Annotated in this window: 20 protein-coding genes; 7 read left to right on the forward strand and 13 right to left on the reverse strand. The window is 55.6% G+C overall.

Features of this window, described 5'->3' with window-relative positions:
- Positions 1 to 50 precede the first annotated feature (50 nt).
- The 4 genes from ACB035_RS00715 to ACB035_RS00730 form a co-directional block, all read right to left on the reverse strand.
- Positions 51 to 818, reverse strand: a complete 768-nt coding sequence (locus tag ACB035_RS00715) for a PTS sugar transporter subunit IIA (protein WP_101529903.1) — start codon at positions 816 to 818, stop codon at positions 51 to 53.
- Positions 818 to 1123 (reverse strand): PTS fructose transporter subunit IIB, encoded by a 306-nt coding sequence (locus ACB035_RS00720; RefSeq protein ID WP_005334611.1) that lies wholly within the window; start codon positions 1121 to 1123, stop codon positions 818 to 820. The genes ACB035_RS00715 and ACB035_RS00720 overlap by 1 nt, the downstream gene beginning before the upstream one ends.
- A 219-nt stretch (positions 1124 to 1342) precedes the next feature.
- Positions 1343 to 2749, reverse strand: coding sequence for a hexose-6-phosphate:phosphate antiporter (gene uhpT / locus ACB035_RS00725; protein WP_005353611.1), 1407 nt, complete (start codon positions 2747 to 2749; stop codon positions 1343 to 1345).
- A 565-nt stretch (positions 2750 to 3314) separates the two neighbouring features.
- A complete protein-coding gene (locus ACB035_RS00730) occupies positions 3315 to 5222 on the reverse strand; it encodes a fructose-specific PTS transporter subunit EIIC (protein ID WP_371166424.1) in 1908 nt (635 codons plus the stop codon).
- Between the two features lie 758 nt (positions 5223 to 5980).
- On the opposite strand from ACB035_RS00730, the gene ACB035_RS00735 reads away from it, so the two are divergent.
- Genes ACB035_RS00735 through ACB035_RS00755 form a run of 5 tightly spaced genes read left to right on the forward strand, consistent with a single transcriptional unit; the run spans position 5981 to position 8835 of the window.
- Positions 5981 to 6484, forward strand: coding sequence for a NifB/NifX family molybdenum-iron cluster-binding protein (locus tag ACB035_RS00735; RefSeq protein WP_371166425.1), 504 nt, complete (start codon positions 5981 to 5983; stop codon positions 6482 to 6484).
- Between the two features lie 35 nt (positions 6485 to 6519).
- Positions 6520 to 7506 carry an SLAC1 anion channel family protein gene (locus tag ACB035_RS00740; RefSeq protein WP_371166426.1) on the forward strand — a complete coding sequence of 329 codons (987 nt, stop codon included), beginning with the start codon at positions 6520 to 6522 and terminating at the stop codon, positions 7504 to 7506.
- 4 nt (positions 7507 to 7510) lie between these two features.
- Positions 7511 to 7852 carry a carboxymuconolactone decarboxylase family protein gene (locus ACB035_RS00745; protein ID WP_167566217.1) on the forward strand — a complete coding sequence of 114 codons (342 nt, stop codon included), beginning with the start codon at positions 7511 to 7513 and terminating at the stop codon, positions 7850 to 7852.
- Between the two features lie 49 nt (positions 7853 to 7901).
- A complete protein-coding gene (locus ACB035_RS00750; protein ID WP_224969703.1) occupies positions 7902 to 8339 on the forward strand; it encodes a PaaI family thioesterase in 438 nt (145 codons plus the stop codon).
- A gap of 4 nt (positions 8340 to 8343) precedes the next feature.
- Positions 8344 to 8835 (forward strand): Dps family protein, encoded by a 492-nt coding sequence (locus ACB035_RS00755; RefSeq protein ID WP_005334596.1) that lies wholly within the window; start codon positions 8344 to 8346, stop codon positions 8833 to 8835.
- 40 nt (positions 8836 to 8875) lie between these two features.
- Here ACB035_RS00755 and ACB035_RS00760 read toward each other — a convergent pair whose 3' ends face one another.
- The 8 genes from ACB035_RS00760 to ACB035_RS00795 all read right to left on the reverse strand — a co-directional run bounded on the left by ACB035_RS00760 (position 8876) and on the right by ACB035_RS00795 (position 14994).
- Positions 8876 to 9142, reverse strand: a complete 267-nt coding sequence (locus tag ACB035_RS00760; RefSeq protein ID WP_371166427.1) for a hypothetical protein — start codon at positions 9140 to 9142, stop codon at positions 8876 to 8878.
- Between the two features lie 106 nt (positions 9143 to 9248).
- Positions 9249 to 10025 (reverse strand): phosphotransferase family protein, encoded by a 777-nt coding sequence (locus ACB035_RS00765; RefSeq protein WP_234916333.1) that lies wholly within the window; start codon positions 10023 to 10025, stop codon positions 9249 to 9251.
- Positions 10022 to 10552 carry an AAA family ATPase gene (locus ACB035_RS00770; RefSeq protein ID WP_371166428.1) on the reverse strand — a complete coding sequence of 177 codons (531 nt, stop codon included), beginning with the start codon at positions 10550 to 10552 and terminating at the stop codon, positions 10022 to 10024. The genes ACB035_RS00765 and ACB035_RS00770 overlap by 4 nt, the downstream gene beginning before the upstream one ends.
- Before the next feature lie 31 nt (positions 10553 to 10583).
- The gene (locus tag ACB035_RS00775; protein ID WP_371166429.1) at positions 10584 to 11114 is read right to left on the reverse strand and encodes a GNAT family N-acetyltransferase; all 531 of its coding nucleotides are present in this window, start codon (positions 11112 to 11114) and stop codon (positions 10584 to 10586) included.
- A gap of 158 nt (positions 11115 to 11272) precedes the next feature.
- Entirely contained in the window at positions 11273 to 11947 is a 675-nt protein-coding gene (locus ACB035_RS00780) for a RelA/SpoT domain-containing protein (protein WP_371166430.1), read from the reverse strand.
- A complete protein-coding gene (locus ACB035_RS00785) occupies positions 11944 to 13062 on the reverse strand; it encodes a ParA family protein (protein ID WP_371166431.1) in 1119 nt (372 codons plus the stop codon). Before ACB035_RS00785 ends, ACB035_RS00780 begins: the two co-directional genes overlap by 4 nt.
- 408 nt (positions 13063 to 13470) lie before the next feature.
- Entirely contained in the window at positions 13471 to 13734 is a 264-nt protein-coding gene (locus ACB035_RS00790) for a hypothetical protein (RefSeq protein WP_371166432.1), read from the reverse strand.
- 222 nt (positions 13735 to 13956) lie between these two features.
- On the reverse strand, positions 13957 to 14994 hold the full coding sequence (locus tag ACB035_RS00795; RefSeq protein WP_371166433.1) for a Mal regulon transcriptional regulator MalI: 1038 nt from the start codon (positions 14992 to 14994) through the stop codon (positions 13957 to 13959).
- A gap of 281 nt (positions 14995 to 15275) precedes the next feature.
- Here ACB035_RS00795 and malX point away from each other — a divergent pair, with 281 nt between their 5' ends.
- Entirely contained in the window at positions 15276 to 16847 is a 1572-nt protein-coding gene (gene malX / locus ACB035_RS00800; protein ID WP_279505472.1) for a maltose/glucose-specific PTS transporter subunit IIBC, read from the forward strand.
- An 86-nt stretch (positions 16848 to 16933) separates the two neighbouring features.
- Positions 16934 to 18124, forward strand: a complete 1191-nt coding sequence (locus tag ACB035_RS00805) for a pyridoxal phosphate-dependent aminotransferase (protein WP_279505469.1) — start codon at positions 16934 to 16936, stop codon at positions 18122 to 18124.
- A gap of 142 nt (positions 18125 to 18266) precedes the next feature.
- Here ACB035_RS00805 and ruvC read toward each other — a convergent pair whose 3' ends face one another.
- Positions 18267 to 18788 (reverse strand): crossover junction endodeoxyribonuclease RuvC, encoded by a 522-nt coding sequence (ruvC, locus tag ACB035_RS00810; protein WP_005334512.1) that lies wholly within the window; start codon positions 18786 to 18788, stop codon positions 18267 to 18269.
- Positions 18789 to 18808 lie beyond the last annotated feature (20 nt).

The following is an 18808-nucleotide window of genomic DNA, read 5'->3' on the forward strand; positions in this document are numbered from 1 at the left end:
ACAGGATGAATGGCTGGCGTTACAGCAAGCAGTGCCCAGAGCCAATTCGCCTAGCTTAGCAGGCTCTCGATGACGATAGCCTGACGGGCGGGGGCCGAGCCCGCCAACAGCAGGGCGTGGCTGACCACATCGTCGATCATCGCCTGCGCCAGTCGGGTGAGGGGGCGCAGGGTCTCCCGTCCGCTACCAACCGGCACCGCCAGCAGAATAATGGTCTGCACCGGCCCGATTTGAGAGCCCCACTCGATGGGCTCCTTGCAATTGAGCAGGGTCAGCGCTGGCTGGCTGATCCCTTCGCTCAATACATGAGGCATGGCAAGGCCGGGGCGGATGATGGTGGCCGAGACCTGCTCGCGCCGCTCCACCGCGGCGGTCAGTGTGGCGCGGTCGGTGATCAGCTCGGCGGGCAGCAGATCGATCAGATGCTCGAGGGCTTCGGCCTTGGTCAGCGGTTCGGGGCTGTGGGCCAGCTGGCGCAGGGCAAAATGGTAGTCGGGCAGAGCGTTGGCCAGTCGCAACTCCGCCAGCGCGGCGGTGCGCGGGCGCACCAGCGGTTGACCCAGTTCGCCGCACCAGCAGGTGAAGGCCATGTGGGCGAGCTCGGCATCGCACCCTTCAATCTGCAACTGGCAGAGATCGCCGGGTTGGGTGGCGAGGGTCAACAGGGAGAGCTGGTTGCTGGCGGCAACGGTCTGGCGCCGGGTGAGGTTGGCGCAGCGGATGGTGGATTTGAACATCCCCGCCAGCCGGTTCAACTGCTTGGCCTGGGTGATGCTCAACCCCTGCTGGCAGTAGAAGGTGATTTCGCGGGTCAGCATCAGGCCGGGATCGGCAGGGCCTTGAGTACGGCGTTGGCATCCAGCAGCACGGTTTCCAGTCTCACCTGATGGATGGTGCAGCCGAGGAAGCGCTCTTTCTGCTCAATCTCGATATCGGAGGCAATCAGCACCAGGTCGGCGCTGGCAATATCGCGGGCGGTCAGCATGTTTTCCATGCCCATGGCGCCCTGAGTCTCGACCTTGATCTTGAGTCCCAGCCCAGTGGCGGCTTTTTGCAGGGCATCGGCAGCCATATAGGTATGGGCAATACCGGTCGGGCAAGCGGTGACGGCGACGATCTTCATCTGCTCTCTGTGATGCTGACAAGGGGGAGCAACAAGATAGCGCCAGCGGGGGGCTTTTACCAAAAGTCCATATGAAAAGTGGGATCTTGATGGGGATATGCCCGTCCCTTGAACGGCTGTGCAGGCTCATGCCGGGCCAGTCGGGTGTCTGGTTGCTCTAAACAACAAGGGCCACCCCTGTGGGTGGCCCTGAACAATCTGCGTCTGTTGTTATGGCTATCAGGCGGTCTGGGCGGCCAGCTCGGCGGCTTTCAGTTCGCGCTTGATGCGGCGGATCTTGCGCTCCTCGGCGACCGCGACACAGCCCATCAGTACCAGACAGGCGGCGGCTGCGATGTCCAGCGCCGCGAAGGTGCCGGTCCAGCCGGTCAGACCGAAGATGGGGGTGCCATCGGCGATCATGCCCAGACCCAGTTTGGCGAAGCTGTCACCAATCAGGTAAGCAAAGGTCCCCTTGACGCCATCGGCTACGCTGATGCCCTGCTTGGGGACGAAGCCCACGGCGGCGACGCCGATCAGCAGTTGCGGACCAAACACCAGGAAGCCCAAAGTGAACAGGGAGCCCAGGAACATAAACTGGGTAGTCGCATGCTGGTAGAGACCCAGAGTCGCGATGATCAGCGCCAGTGCCACGCAAGCCACCAGACCACGACGGCCATTGGCCAGATCGGAGAGGTAACCCCACATCAGGGTGCCGACCAGTGCGCCTACTTCGAAGAAGGTAAAGCCCTGAATAGCCACGTCTTTGGAGAAGCCCAGCTCCTGGTGGGCATAGACGGTAGACCACTGGTCGATACCGATACGCACCACGTAGAGGAAGATGTTGGCAAAGCAGAGCAGCCAGATCACCTTGTTGAGCAGCACATACTTCACGAAGATCTGCCACTTGGTCAGCTGCTGCTCTTCGGTGGCGATATCCTCTTCGCTCGCCACTTCGTCAAACAGCTCTTCCACCTTGCCAAGACCATAGGCTTCCGGTGAATCGCTACCAAAGCGCAGGCCGATAAAGCCGACGATCAGCGCGATGATGGAGGGGAAGATAAACATGCCGAGCACGTTGCCATCGAACAGGTAGTTGGCACCGAACAGCGCCACACCGGCCGCGCCGGCACCGCCCACGTTGTGGGAGAGGTTCCACATACCGAGATAGGTGCCGCGCTTGTTGCGAGGGGTCCACTTGGTGATGGTGGAGTAGCTGCACGAACCGCCACAGCTCTGGAAGAAACCGCTCAGGGCATAGAAGAAGATCATGAAGTAGAGGCTGAAACCGGTGCCGCCCATGCTGGCACTGAAGCCCAGCATGCAGAGCGCGGAGAGGATCAGCATCAGCGGCAGGAACTGCTTGGTGTTCTTGCCATCGGCGTAGTAGGAGACGATGGTCTTGCCCACCCCGTAGGTGATGGAGAAGCCAAGGCCGATCATACCAAGCTCGGTCATGGAGAGACCGTACTCCTGGATCATGTCATTTTGCGCAATGTTGAAGTTCTTGCGGATCAGATACATGGTCAAATAGCCAATAAATACAACCAGATAAGATTGCATAAACGGCTTGAACCAGAGCTTGCGCCGGGCTTCGACCGGCAGGTCCAGGGTGGGGACCCGGACCTGTTGGAGCAATTTCAACATCTTCGTTCATCCTCTGCGAGATAGACGGTATTTCCGCCGCGCCCCTCATTTGTAGATAGGTTGTTCGAGGTCACGCCACGGAAGGGGGAACGGAACGTCGGGGCTGTCAGCCGTTGCTGCGCTCGACGCTCCATCCATATAAACCCGGGCCCGGCACGGGATGACGGGGCACATTGCCCGTCGCGGTGCGGGTCACGACATCAGGTGGGGTGACTCTAATAAGAGGGGCAAAAAATGGCTTGAGAGCCATCCCTAGTGGGGATAGGAAATTTTCCTAGTTTTTGCGCTTTCGCGGACAAAGCGTGAGAAACATCACACCGCTGACGCCAGATTGCTGCCATTTCAGCCAGTTTGGCGCTCTGTGTGAGTGCTGGGCTGAGGAGGGGAGAGGCAAGAAGGGATCCAAGTAAAGGAAAGGGGAGAGACGAGGAAGAGTGCTTGTTGACCACCATTTCTCGGGGGGCGATTTTGGGAAATACGGCCCGCCAGCTATCCACAAAAAACAAGAGGCCACCCCGTGGGGTGGCCTCTTTTATGCTCTATGAGCCGCGATGGCGAGAGGGACTCAGGCCGCCTTGGCCAGAGTTATCTCATCACTCTTTTTGACCCGCAGTTTTTTCAGGGCAACCGCCACCACACCGGTGACGATGGCACCGCAGATCATGCAGAGCAGGGCCAGCAGCGGCTTGTTGACCGCACCCAGCAGGGCCACGATGGGGCCACCGTGGGCGACGCTGTTGGTGATGCCAAACAGGAAGGCCATCACTGCGGCGGTCATGCTGCCCAGAATGTTGGCCGGGATCACGGCCAGCGGATCACGGGCGGCGAACGGAATCGCCCCTTCGGAGATCCCCACCAGACCCATGGCGCCGGCGGCTTTGCCCGCTTCGATTTCAGAGGCATCGAAGATACCGAGCTTGCGACCGAGTACGGTCGCCAGCGACATACCAAGGGGCGCAGCCGGGATGGCGCAGGCCATGGCACCCATAAACTGGGTCTGACCGGAGGCGATCATGCCGACCGAGAACAGGAAAGCCACCTTGTTGACCGGGCCACCCATATCAAAGCCCGCCATACCACCCAGCACGATACCCAGCAGCACCAGACTGCCACCGCTCATGGAGAGCAGCATGGCGTTGAGGCCAGTCATCATGTCGGCAATCGGGGCACCGATGATGAAGATGAATACCGCAGCGATAAAGAGCGACCCGACGATGGGGGCGATCAGGATCGGCACCAGCGGTTGCACCATCTTGTGGTACTGACGGGTGGCAATCCAGCGCACCAGATAGCCGACCAACAGGCCCGCAATGATGGCACCGATAAAGCCGGTACCGGCATCCGCGCCGTAGAAGCTGCCGTTGTTGGCGATCCAGCCGCCGATAAAGCCCGGTGCCAGTGCCGGACGATCACCGATGGCGTAGGCGATATAGCCCGCCAGTATGGGGATCATCAGGGTGAAGGCGGCCACGCCCACGTTGAGGATCTGGTTCCACATGCTCCCTTCCGGGATCTGCATGCCGCTCGGGGTCGGGTTGCCGCCGATGGCGAGTGCCAGCGCAATCAACAGACCGCCGGTCACCACAAACGGGATCATGTGCGATACACCGTTCATGAGAAAACGATAGAGATCGGAACTGCCGCCCGCGCTCTTCTCTTCACCTTTTTTATCTTCTTTGCCAGCCACATAGGCGGGGGCTTTCAGGGCTTGCTCGATCAGACCCTTGCCATCCTTGATGGGGGCCTTCACGCCGGTCTTGATGAGGGGCTTGCCGTTGAAGCGGGCCATGTCCACCTGCTTGTCACAGGCGACCACGATGGCGGTGGCGCGGGCGATCTCGTCCGCAGTCGGGCTGTTCTTGACGCCGATGGATCCGTTGGTCTCCACCTTCACCTCATAACCCAGCTCGCGAGCGGCGCGCTCCAGCGACTCGGCCGCCAGATAGGTGTGGGCGATACCGGCCGGGCAGCCGGTGACACCGATGATAAAGCCTTTGCTGGTGGTCGGGGCTGCGCTCTGCTCCTCTTTCTTGGCCAGCAGCAGCGCCAGCGCATCGGCCGGAGTTTTCGCCGCCAGCAGCTTGGCGATAAAGCCCTCTTCGATCAGCTTGCCGGAGAGCTCGGCCAGCACCTCGATATGGTGGTTGGCGCCGCCATCGGGGGAGGCGATCATAAAGAAAATATGGGACGGCTTGCCATCTTCGGCGCCGTACTCGATGCCGTTGCGGCTGATGCCGATGGCGACCGCCGGGTTGCATACCGCTGCACTCTTGGCGTGGGGCAGGGCTACGCCCTCTTCAAAGCCGGTGTTGCCCAGCTCTTCGCGGGCCCACAGATCCTTGATAAAGGCCTGCTCGTCGCTGACCTTGCCTTGCGACGCCAGCAGGCGGGCCATCTCGGTGAAGACCTCTTCCTTACGCGTCGCTTTCAAATCGAGGTTGATCAGATGTTCATTGATCAAGGTGGTGATCATTGCGCTCTCCCCGCTTCCGGTGACGGAAGCTATGCGTGAGTACGTATCGACGTACTGGATAAAAATGACCTGATCATTATCGCGGCTCGCCCGCACCCTCCCTATCGGACAAATGTGCTAATCACTGGATTTTTGTGCGAAGCAAAACGGGATGTGATGAAGATCCCGTTTTCAGGCAGGACTCGTCATTTTCAGCCGCTCATCAATTTTTTCTTTAAAAACAGATAAATGAATTGATGTCAGGCTCACCACCAGGTTTGTAATGCGCCATATCAATAAATTAATCATCAGCAGGGTCTGGATTTATATGTGGTTAAACGGCGCCATCAGATGTGACCCTTCTCACAAAAAGTCGCCATTTCGCCGGGCGGATTAGGATTTTTATGCGCCATTTCTCCCCCTGCCTTTTGCCCTCGCGAATAGCGGATAGGCGCGCCCTGGAATGATGCCAGGGCGAGCTTTAACGAGTCCCTAAACCTCTTCGTTGGAAAAAATAGTTTGTTGCATATGCCATAAACTGAGCGTATACATGGCATATGCCAATTACGGCAGCATCATGATCAGACGCTTATCGAGCCGAATGATGCGTGACTAAACCAGTAAAAGTTGATGCGTACGGCTCTTCATCTGGTTGCTGCAAGAGGCTGGGAACATGGCCATGCCAACCGGCAAGCCTGCGGGAAGATCCTGAACAAGGGGACGAATGCAGAGTGGCAAGGGGCAGGGCCGGAAAATCAACAGTGATAGCAGGAGGTCAAATGACCATCATCACAGCCATTCCGATGAATGACGACCATATCGCAGGACATTTTGCCAAGGCAGAGCGCTTTGTATTCGTAGATGAACAGGGGGGCACCCTGGCAGAGATCGCCAATCCGGTGGCAGGCAACGAGTGCAAAAGTGCGTTGGCAGAGCTGCTTCAGGCGCAGGGGGCTCGTCGTATCGTGTTGAAAAATATCGGTAGCAAGATGCTTGGCAAGCTGCTGGGCAGCGGGCTTGCCGTCTATCAGGCCAGTCAGGGGCGTCTCGCTATGGCCGACATGCTGAGCAATGAGTCGGGCAATCTGACCGAGCTGACATCTGCTGAACAGGGCAGTGCATTGCGCTGCGCAGAGGGGGCTGGCCATCACGGCAAGGGAAGCCGTCAATGCGCTCCCCGTGGCCGCCTTGGCAAAGGGGGTTGCTGCAAGTCAGCCTCCGGACAACAGCAGGGATGTCAGGGCAACCGTCAGCGCAACCACAAGAAATGTTGTGAAGAGTAAGCACTACCGCTAGGCCGAACTGGAGGGGAACGTTGATGGAAAACCTGAATCAAGAGGGTAAGCAAATCCCCTCCATAACCAAGATTGCACATATGCCTGTCACACTGTTTTCAATCATCATGGGGCTGACGGGGGCGGCGATTGCCTGTCGCAAGGCATTTCCGGATCTGCTGCTGTTGCAGTCGGCAGGGTTCCTGTTCGGGGTCTTGTCATCCCTGCTACTGGCGACGTTTCTGGTGATGTATGGCTGGAAAATCCTCAGACACAATGACGAGTTCCTGCATGAGCTGAAACACCCGGTCAGGATCAATTTCTTCCCGACCATCTCAATCAGCTTGCTGCTGCAATCCGCCTACTGGGCCAGCTGGCATGATGCGGCGCTGGCCCTCTGGTCGGTGGGCGCCAGCTTGCAGCTGCTCTTCACCCTCTACATCATGAGCAACTGGATCCATCGCGACCATTTCACAATCACCCACACCAATCCGGCATGGTTTATACCGATTGTCGGCAATATCGTGGTGCCCCTGGGGTGCGTGCCGCTTGGCTTTCACGAGATCAGCCTGTTCTTCTTCAGCATTGGCCTTATTTTCTGGTTCTCTCTGCTGACCATAGTGCTCTATCGGCTGTTCTTTCATGAGAGCCTGCCTGAGAAGCTGATGCCCACCATGTTTATTCTGTTAGCACCGCCTTCCATCGGATTTATCTCGTATAGCGAAATAGCCAGTGCCAGCGATCTGTTTGCCCATGTCATTTATTATTTTGCGCTGTTTGTATTTATCTTGCTGATGTACAACACCCTCACTTTTTTGAAACTGAAATTTTTTCTCTCTTCGTGGGCGTACTCATTTCCACTGGCGGCATTTTCCGCAGCCTCGGCCATGTTTGCCGACGCAACCGGTAATATCATTCCGTATTATCTGGCCAAAATAGTGGTGTGTGCCCTGATTGTATTGATCATCTGGTTAATCAGCATGACAGTGCAGTCATTCTATAAAGGTGAGATTTTCACACCGGAGAAATAACGTGATGAAAAATTATCGAGAGATCAATAAAGAACAACACCAGCTTGGCTCTGCTTATCGCAAGAGCAGCCCGGATACCATGAATGCGTTTATTGCGCTGCACAAAGCCGTTATGAAAGAGGACGAGTCGCTGGCGCTGAAATATCGGGAAATGATCGCCCTCGGTATTGGTATCGCTTCCCGCTGCGATGGCTGCATTGCCGCCCATGTTGCCGGGGCCGTGAAGGCCGGTGCTTCGCGAGCGGAACTCATTGCCACCGTGGATGTCGCGGTATTGATGGGAGGCGGCCCCTCCATCATCTATGGCACCCAGGCACATGCTGCCATCGAAGAGCTGCTCTCCTAGCACTCTGTTCTCAACATGCGAGTGACCAAATAGCGAGTGAACAGATCAAGTGGATGAATATCAATCAGAGAGTTATCAACAGACCATGATGTCCCACGCCCGTTGCATGGTGTGTGGCACTCATAACCCGGATTCACTGGGAATTCGCTTTTACCAGGGGGAGGAAGGGACGACGGAAGGGCTGTTTATTGCCGACCAGCGCCATCAGGGTTACAGCGATATTTTGCATGGCGGCATGACCAGCACCCTGCTCGATGCGGTGATGACACATGCGTTGCTGCAACGGGGAATAAGAGGATTAACAGCGGAGCTGACCGTTCGTTTTATTGCTCCCATCGATATCGGCAGCAAAGTAGCGCTGTCGGCCAGAATAGTCGACCAGCGTCACGGTATCTATCGCCTGAATGCCGTAGCGTCGGTCGGCGGGATGATTGTTGCAAAAGCATCGGCCAAATTTATCAAGCCGAAAGCCAATGACAGGAGTTAGCGTGATGAAAAAAGAGAGTGTGGTTTTACCAGAAATGGATATCGGTATTTCAGCCGCCGATCGCAAGAAAATTGCGGATGGATTGTCGGCACTGCTTGCCGATAGTTACACCCTTTATTTGATGACCCACAATTTTCACTGGAACGTAACCGGCCCGCAGTTCAACAGCCTGCACAATATGTTTATGGATCAATACACCGAGCAGTGGAATGCGCTGGATGTTATCGCCGAGCGGATCCGCGCATTGGGCTTTCCCGCTCCCGGCACATACAAGGAGTTTGTCCGTCTCTCCTCCATTGAGGAGGTCGAAGGGGTGCCCTGTGCCAGTGAAATGCTCAAACATCTGGTGTTGGCGCAAGAAGCCACGGCGAGAACCGCCAGAAAACTGTTCGATCTGGTCGATGCCGTCAATGACCAGCCCACCGCCGATGTGCTGACCCAGCGCATCGATATTCATGAAAAAACCGCCTGGATGCTAAGAAGCATGCTCTCCTGATGGCACGGGGCTGCTATATCTTTGGCAGCCCGATCTTCCCTTACCTGTTTGGTCCAACCGGGCCCTTTGGCTGCTGTCGTTTGTTTCGATAGCGATGCACGAGCCAGTCAATTCCCGCCATTGCCGCCGCGACGCCAATCATGATCAGAGTGAGGCGGCCGCCCTCCTGCCATGAGAGCAAATCCAGATGAAAATCCTGCCGAATAAATTCCGGGATCAGGCCGATAGGCAAGGTAATAGCCAGATAGGATATAAATTTTCTGAAAAACATATGGTCAGGTTTTGGCGTCTGTTTGTATTGGGTCATGTTATATAGGTAAGTGATTTTTATAAGATATTGAAATATCATGTTTTTTGTAGTGACTGTTGGGCTTCACTGCCTTTGGCGTCAACCTGCGAGATGTTGCTGGTGATTACACAATATGCGCTACCGACTCCAGCCAGTGGGGTACTTGTTGTCGATACCACTCCAGATATTGCTGTGCCTGCGGCTTCTCCCTTCTGGTCAGCAGATTGGTGACTTCAATAATTAGCCAGCACTTGGCCATGACGAGATGGCGCAGCAACCGGTCGCCAGAGTGCAGCGAACTGTGGCGCTGATAGCGTTCAATGATGGTTTCATACTCAGCCCGTGAACCCATCCGCGGCACCAGCGGGGCCAGATCGATGGCCGGGCTGCCATAACCAAATCGTTCCCAGTCAAATAACACCAGCTCACCATTGTTGCGGGTGCCCCAGTTGCCTTCATTGCTATCTCCCGAAATCAGGCATGACTCCTCGAATAGTTCGTGACCAACTTGCTGGATATGGCGGATCTTCTCGTTTACCGCTTCCGGCAAGCAGAGTACAGAGAGCGCCTCGTTGGTGTCGACGAGCGACCAGCCGTGAGTTTTCACCGCAAAGTCGGGCTGATAGTTGGCGTTATGAAGGTTGGCCAGCTGAGCAAAGGTCTGTTCGTTGTGGTGCAGCTGCGTGAGCGTGACCGGATGAGGGATCTGCTCAAGGAACAGGGTCTCCCCTTCGACCTTGAGCAGGGCAGGAGTGTTGAGCCCGCTTAAATGCAGTGCGGCGCGTTGGTAGAAATGGCGCTCGACAGGCGATGCGCCGCTTTTTCTGATACAGGGTTTGCCATCCAGCAGCTGGATATTTACCGAAGCGCCCCCCATTTTCGCCAACTCCTCTTGCGTCATCCTCTACCCCGTGAGCTATGAGTGGTCAGTTGAGTGAGATAGCTATTTACCGCTTCACGAGTCGTGAAATGGTGCTTGTCGTTTGGGAATCGATCAAACAGCTCGCGATGGAAGTGGCGGGAGCTTTTGCCGGCTCGCTGCCCATATTCCGATGCCCACACCAGCAGTTGTTGAAAGTTCTTTTCCGCTGCCACTGCATCCCGTTGCCTGGCGCTTTGTGATCCGCGTGATAGCAGTGAATCACGGCATACCGACCAGTCGAGATCCAGAAAGAGCAGGGTATCAGCGGCATCAAGCAGTTGCTCGGCCAGGGCACCAAATACCCCTTCGACCACCCATGAGGGCGCTTGAGCAAGAGTTTGAATGGCATGGTCAATCTCATGCTGGGGCCGTTTTTGGTTAAAGCCGCCCGGCTGCCAGACAATGCTGTCCAGATTGACCTCGCGGATAGTTAACCCCTCAGCCAATCGAGCCGCCAACCAGCTCTTGCCAGATCCCGAGTTGCCAATAATCAGAATTCGCTTCATCAGCGAGAATCCTCGTTTGGTCGGCGTAACATCAGTGCCACTCGCTCTGGAGGATGGCCAATACCACGGTATCCCACCACTGATCTTTGAAGAAACGGTGTTCGCGAAAATATCCCTCTTGTCTCATACCCAACGCCTTGCATAACCGAATCGCAGCGCGATTCTGGCTGATGGTTTCTGCATAGATCCGGTGTACGCCTAATTCGCGAAAACCAACGTTCATCAAGGCGTATGCGGCTTCATGTATGAGTCCATTCCCCTGATATTCGCGGGCCATGCCACATCCCATCGACGCCTGATTATTCGCTTCAAGACGCAGGCAGACCGTGCCAATAAATTTCCCGGTTGCCTTGTACTCGATGGCCAGTTGATAGGCGGTGCGAGGGTGTTCATTTGCCTGCTCGATAAACAGCTTGGTGAGCTGCCGATATTTATCTGGGTCGCAATCTGATTCGCTGTAAAACCGCTGATACTTGCTCTCTTGCGAGATAGCGACAAATGCCGCCTCATCAGTTGGCTGCATATCGCGCAGGATAAGATGTGTTGTTTCAAGCTTGAACATAACGTCCTTGTTAATCGCAGAGGTGCGTATCAAGTACCGTAGGGTGCAATGAACGAAGTGAATTGCACCGCTGATTTGGTCACAGAAGATGTGGGCGACCGAAAGGTCGAGGCCATGATGCGAATGTTAAAATAAAAGTCGTTATTATAATATTCAGGCTATTCTTTTTCGAAGTGGTCTAGCCGAAATATTGAGTCAGCTAATCTCGAGCCGGTAGATACCAACTTAGACAACACTCTAAGTTGTTCTTTTGTCGCAACAGATGATGATTGTTCTGGGTAGTTTACCGTATGGTCTATCTCCCCCCATATTTCCTCAAACAATGTGCGCACCTGAATTTCACATTTCACGCGTTCGTCATTTGCAGGTCTTACAACATAATGGATGCTTGTATAATAACTTTCTTTAATTTTAACCACTAAGTTTAGTGACTCAAAAAAACGCTGGGATTCAGGATCCCATGAATAAGCTACCGGGGGTTCATTTAGTGTCCAATCACCGTTTGAAACCATCCCCATAATAAATTCATGGATTTTTGGTAATTGGTCTTGATATAGGTGAAGTACTCTTACACCTGCAAGATCAGTAATTCTTTCGAATACATTCTCAACTGTGATCGGTGATGTTTGCTCTGCCTTCCTCTCCAATTTCTTTTCTAGGTGAGATTCATTTTTTAAACGGTATTTAATGCTATGTATTATTGGGCTTCCATATTCATTTAATTTTGGTTCTAGAGTGAATGAATCAACAACAGCGTTTAAAAATCGCTGAAAAACATGTTTGTGAGTTATATACTCATTGACTATTTTTTTAGAATTGCCATTATTGCTCATATATCACCTAACAAACCAATTCTATTGATTAAGTCATTAACAAAGCGTTTGTAGGCAGGGCCAGTTTCTCGATATTTTGCGCTAGAGCCTCTTAACGTATTTATATGTTGAGGTTCAACCAAGTTGGGTAATAGATCTGGTATTTTCCACATAGGTTGATGATAATATTGAGCCATTGATGGAAATGTATTATGTGTTAGCATAATTTCATTACCTCCAATTGGTGAAGTTAACTGCGTATCATCTAAGTGATTCCTGAGATCACCTTTTATATTTTCTTTAATGGTTTGTGGGATTTGTTTGGCATAATTGTAATGAGCCTCGGCAAGATTCCACTCATTTTTAGAGCCTGAATATTTCTTTGCGTTGTAAATCGTATATCCCAAAAATGTAACAAATTGCTCTGGGAAATTTTTCCTTTTCTCAGTAGAAATTAGCTTATATATGATATCAAATTCTTCCTTCCATGAAGAAAGAGCCTTGCCTATGTTTTTTATCCCATATAAAGAAAATAAATCTGGAAGTGCGGGAATAAAGAAGCCATCAACAGTTGATATTACTGATTTATTCAGGGCGCCTAGGCTTGGCGACGTATCTACAATGACATAATCATAACCATGAGTACTTGAATATCTTTCAGCCAATTCTCTAATTTTTGTTATTGTTCTTAATGCAAGAGGTTCTCCTCGGTATAAATCAGTCCATCGACCGGCGATTTTCTCTTCAAATAAATGCAAAGATAATCTTCCAGGTATTATATCCAGCGATGGAGTTATTCTAAACGGTGGTGGTAGTGATTCAAGATCACCTGTACCCTCTTCTGTTGGTTTTACTAGATAGTGTAAGCTTCTAGTTGTTTTGTTTATCAAGGAGAAATCATCTGGACTTAAGTGTTTCTTGGTTGCTTCAAAGCCCTCATCAATAAAACGATCCTCTTCTTCCCATATTTTATGAATGACATCTTCTCTTATTGAATATATAGTTAGGTTACATTGTGGGTCTGCGTCAATCATTAGTACTTTATTCCCAAGTTCTGATAATGCATGACCTATGTGATAAGTTAAGGTTGTTTTACCAACTCCACCTTTGTTATTGAATACTGATATAACCTTCATTTTTAAACCTTTTTAATTTATAGTAGAAACTATGATGCTATTTATCTCATCTCTTGTAGGCTATCATCCATATTTATTACACTCTGGTTGGCTAAATAATATTCGCTAGTCGTATTTCGCTACGCTCTACGCCAACCTACAAAAACCCACGCTACCGCCCGTGGATTACAGCCTCCAGCCTGCTGCGGTTATCCGGCGATGTGGTGGATGGCGAAACGGCTGCACAGGGTTATCTCTGCAAGATGGTTACCAAGTGGGGCATATTAATCGAGAGGGAGGCAGGGTAAAACCGCAGTCGGGCAAAAACCTGCCAGAGATCAATAAATTGCTCACTAAGTGGGTGTTATCTGTCCGCTTGGCGCGGCGACCGCAAGCTGAGCGTCACTTCTTGCCGGGTGCTACCGCCACTCAATACTCCAGAAACTTCTCCCCGCAGCGTTCGCAGATCAGATGTTTTACATGGGTGGTCTGGTAGGCCAGTGTTTCACCAAACGCCCAGTTGGTGATGCTGCTGGAAGTAAAGGCTTGCCAGAAGGCTTTGCGCGGATCCTTGGGCATGATGTCCTGAGTGTGATCGCGGGCGACCAGCACCACGATATGGCGGGTACGCTCGCCGCATTTGTCACAGCGGTGGATTTCAGTCTGCGGATTCTGATCGTGCGGGTTGGTCATAAAAAGGCTCATGAAGAGAGGGAGGCACCCATCATATTCCTCTCCACTTGGCTCTCAATCTCTCCTTGCCGGCGCAGTGAGCAGCCTCACATTTTGCTCCCCCTCTTTGTTATTTGCCCGCGCGCCGCAGCCTTGTGCCTCTGGTCGACTCCCGCTTCTGCGGTTTGCTGGTGAGCGGTGATGATATGGCGGGTGGGGTGAGCTCGGGCTTGCCCAGCCAGCTTAGGCCGACTCCCGCTTTTGTAGATTGGGGGTGATGATATGGCGGTTGGGGGCTAGCTCGGGTTGCTGCATCCGGGTCAGCAGGCGCCTTGCCGCCTGACGGCCGATTTCGCGGGCCGGTGAGCTGACAAAGGTGAGGGCGGGGGAGGTGAGTTCGGCCTCCGCCACGTCATCAAAACCGAGCAGGGCCACCTGCTGGCCGATGTAGTTGTCCTTGCCCACGGTGCGGCCACTCGCCTCGACGCCATAGATGGCGCCGAGCGCCACCTCGGGGTAGTGGCAGAGCACGGCGGTCACCTTGGGGTGCTGGTGCAGCAGCTGGGCGATGGTGTCGGCGGCGCTGCGCTGGGTGCGCTCGCACTCCAGTACCCACTCCGGTTTGAAGGGCAGGCCATATTGCAGCAGGCTGGCGCAGTAGCCGCCGATGCGCTCGGCGCGGGTGAGGGAGTCGGCCCGCCCGCCGACATAGGCGATATGGCGGTGGCCCTGCTCGATCAGGTAGGTGGTGGCCTGCTTGGCGGCGTGGGTGTTGTCGGGGCCGATAAAGTCCACGTCATCCCGATAGTAGGAGCGGGCGGCGCACACCACCGGCAGCTCGGAGTCGAGCAGGGTCTCCAGGGTTTTGGCCGCCGCGCCGCGCACCGGATTGAAGATGATGCCCGCCACCCCTTGGCGTGACAGGGAGTGGATGCTCTGCTGCAGCCGCTCAGGGCTGTGGCCGCACTGGGTCAGAAACAGCAGGTAGCCCTGCTGCTCCAGCACCTCGCTCACCCCGGCGGTCACCTCGGTATAGAAGGGGTCGGTGATGTCGCGCAGGATCAGCCCCACCAGATTGGACTGCTGGCTGCGCAGGTTGGCGGCGGCGCTGTTGGGCACATAGTCGAGCTCTTTTATCGCCTGCTGCACCCGCTCGGCGGTGGCCGGCGAGATACGTCCCTTGGCGTTAAGCACCATGGAGACGGTAGTGACCGACACTCCCGCCCGCTGGGCGACATCGGTGATCTTGGTGGCTTTGGCAGAGAGGGATTTGGGCGACATAGGGCGAATGGACGACGGACAGTTGAGAGCGAGGCCCCAGCATACCTGCTTGGGTTGCCAAGTGAAACGTTACATCACCATCTGGCCGATCCGGCTCACAAATTTGGATCCTGCTGCCAGCCAGCCCCCTTATTCTGTGATCCTGTCGGCACTTGTAGTTTGATAAAACGTTTTATCATCCAGCAAAACCTGATGCTGACCCGCGCCTCTGCGTCGAGATTGCTACGAGCAGCCACGGGGAAAGCCGCAGATATTGCTGTCTATTCACAAGGAGCCGTTTCATGGCCAAGCCTCAAGCCAAATCCACCATCTGGGAGTTCCTGCAGAGCCTCGGCAAGACCTTTATGTTGCCGGTCGCCCTGCTGGCCTTCTCGGGCATCCTGCTCGGTGTCGGCAGCTCGCTCACCAGCGATGCGGTCAAGCAGAGCATGCCCTTCCTCGACAATACAGTGCTGCAACTGCTGTTCCTTTGGATGACCAAGGTGGGGCTGGTGGCCTTTATCTACCTGCCAGTGATGTTTGCGGTGGCCATTCCGCTCGGGCTGGCGCGGGAAGAGAAGGGGGTCGCAGCCTTTGCCGGTTTCGTCGGCTATGCGGCGCTCAACCTCTCCATCAACTTCTACCTGACCGTGGCCAACGTCATCGGTGACGCGGCGGCGGAGAAGGCCTACGGGGTGAAATCGATCCTCGGCATCAGCTCCATCGACACCGGTATTCTGGGGGCCATCATCGTCGGGGTGATCGTCGCGAAGCTCCACGCCCGTTTCTACACCTACAAGATGCCCGATGCGCTCGCCTTCTTCGGCGGTGCCCGCTTCGTGCCCATCATCACCGCGCTGGTGCTGGGTGTAGTCGGCTTGGTCGTGCCGTTCGTCTGGCCCTGGTTTGCTGCCGGCATCAACGGCATCGGGGCGCTCATCTCCCACGCTGGTCCCTTCGGCCCCTTCCTGTTCGGTACCGGTGAGCGTCTGCTGCTGCCGCTCGGCCTGCACCACATTCTGGTGGCGCTGATCCGCTTTACCGAAGCGGGCGGTACCCAGCTGGTATGCGGTCACGAGGTGAGCGGCGCCCTCAATATCTTCTACGCCGAGCTCTCCTGCGCCGACACTTCCGGCTTCTCGGTCTCTGCCACCTCCTTCCTCTCTCAGGGCAAGATGCCAGCCTTCCTCGGCGGCCTGCCGGGTGCGGCGCTCGCCATGTATCACTGCGCTCGCCCGGAAAATCGTGGCAAGATCAAGGCGCTGCTGGTCTCCGGCGTGGTGGCCTGCGTCATCGGTGGTATCACAGAGCCGCTGGAGTTCCTGTTCCTGTTCGTGGCACCGGTGCTCTACGTCATTCACGCCATCCTGACGGGTCTGGGCTTTATGACCATGGGGCTGCTCGGCGTCACCATTGGCAACACCGACGGCAACCTCATCGATTTTCTGGTGTTCGGCGTGCTGCAAGGTACCGCCACCAAGTGGTATCTGGTGCCGGTCGCGGCCGCCATCTGGTTTGCCATCTACTACAGCGTGTTCCGCTTCGCCATCGTGCGCTTTAACCTGAAAACCCCCGGTCGTGAAATCGAGACCAGCGAGACTGCCCAGCCCGCAGGCAAGAAGGCCGGCAACAGCGGTTACAACGGTGAAATCATCCTTAACGCCCTGGGCGGCGCCGATAACATTCTCGCGCTCGATAACTGCATCACCCGCCTGCGGATGTCGGTGCAGGACATGAGCCGGGTCGATGACAAGGTATTGAAAGCGAACGGCGCCATCGGGGTGATCAAGTTCGACGAGCACAACCTGCAGGTGGTGATCGGCCCGCAGGTGCATCTGGTGAAAAACCAGCTGCAAAGCCTGATGGGGGCCTGAACCGGCCAATAAGATCCGAACGGGGGGCGCAAGCCCCCTTGTTTGCCTCTCCCAATATGTCTCCTGTTTATGGAGGGAGAAACTTCATGCACGATATTTATGACTTCGACCATGTGGTCGACCGCCACGGCACCTACTGCACCCAGTGGGACTATGTGGCCGACCGTTTTGGCCATGCCGATCTGCTCCCCTTTACCATCTCCGATATGGATTTCGAGACTGCCCCCTGCATTCGCCAGACCCTGGCAACCCGCCTTGAGCACGGAGTATTTGGCTACAGCCGCTGGAATCATGACGACTTCAAGGGGGCGGTGAGCCACTGGTTTGCCCACCGCTACGGGGCGAGCCTCGACCCCGAGACGCTGGTTTACGGCCCCTCGGTCATCTATGTGATTGCCCAGCTGGTGAGCCTCTGGTCGGCGCCGGGCGAAGGAGTGCTGGTGCATACCCCCGCCTACGATGCCTTCGGCAATATGCTGGCGGCCAACGACCGGGTGCTGCTGCCTTGTCCGCTCAAAAAAGCAGAGGGGAGTTACCAGATCGACTGGCAATGTTTCGAGCAGCAAGCGGCCCGCCCTGATTGCCGGATTTTGCTGCTCTGCAGCCCCCACAACCCCACCGGCCGGGTCTGGACGCGGGATGAACTGGGCCGGATGGCCGCCATCTGCCAGCGCCACGGGGTCAAGGTCATCTCGGACGACATCCATATGGATGTGAGCTTTGCCCGCTACCTGCCATGGAGCGAGGTGGCGCCGGATGATCACTGGGCGCTGGTGAGCTCGGGCTCCAAATCCTTCAATATTCCCGCCCTTGGCGGCGCCTACGCCTTTATCGCCAACGCAGCGGCGCGGACCGCCTATCTGCAGCGGCTCAAGGCGGCCCACGGCCTCTCATCGCCGCCCATTCTCGGGGTGCTGGCCCATATCAGCGCCTATCGGGATGGGGCTGCCTGGCTCGATGCCCTGAAAGCCTACCTGCACGGCAACCTCACCCAGGTGGCGGCGCGGCTCAACGGTGCCTTCCCCGCCATCGACTATCGGGTGCCCGAGGGCACCTATCTCGCCTGGATTGATCTGCGCGGGCTTGGTATCGACACCACCGAACGGATGAATGAATTGCAAACCTTGCTGGTGGAGAAATACCGGGTCGCCATCATGCGTGGCGACACCTACGGCCCCGAAGGCACAGGCTATATCCGCCTCAACGTCGGCTGCCCACGCTCGAAGGTTGACCAAGGGCTCGACGCCCTTATCGGTGCGCTGGGGGAGCTGGTGTAAGGCAAATCCATTCAACGTAAGAAACATAACGGGGCCATCAGTGATGGCCCCGTTATGTGGGGAAATATAAAAAACCGCCCCGGATATCCGGGGCGGTTTTTTATTTGCTGACACAGAGACGAGCCGTGGGCGACACAAGGGCTCAGCGATAGCGGCCACGTACCGAGCTGCTGGCGCGGCCGGCCATCTTGATCAGGCTCTGGCGGGTGTGCAGGTGGCAGAGCGCGACGCCAAGGGCATCTGCTGCATCCGCCTGCGGGGTGGCGGAGAGTTTCAGCAGATGGGTCACCATATGCTGCACCTGCTCCTTGGCGGCGCCGCCAGTGCCCACCACTGCCTGCTTGATCTGGGTGGCAGAGTATTCGCTCACCGGCAGATAGGCGTTGACCGCGGCGACGATGGCGCTGCCCCGGGCCTGCCCCAGTTTCAGGGCCGAGTCGGCGTTGCGGGCCATAAAGACCCGCTCGATGGCAAACTCGGTGGGTTTGAACTGGGTGATGATCTCGCATACCCCGTCATAAACCTGCTTGAGGCGCTCCGGCAGCTCGCCGCAATCGGTGCGGATGCAGCCAGAGCCCAAGTATTCGGCCTTGCCGCCCACGACCCGGATAACCCCGTATCCGGTGATCCGCGAACCCGGATCGATGCCCAAAATAATGCTCATGGGTGTTGATTGCTCTAAAC

Origin of the sequence: Aeromonas sp. S12(2024) (genome assembly GCF_041402305.1) — a bacterium.
Classification (GTDB): Bacteria; Pseudomonadota; Gammaproteobacteria; order Enterobacterales; family Aeromonadaceae; genus Aeromonas; species Aeromonas veronii.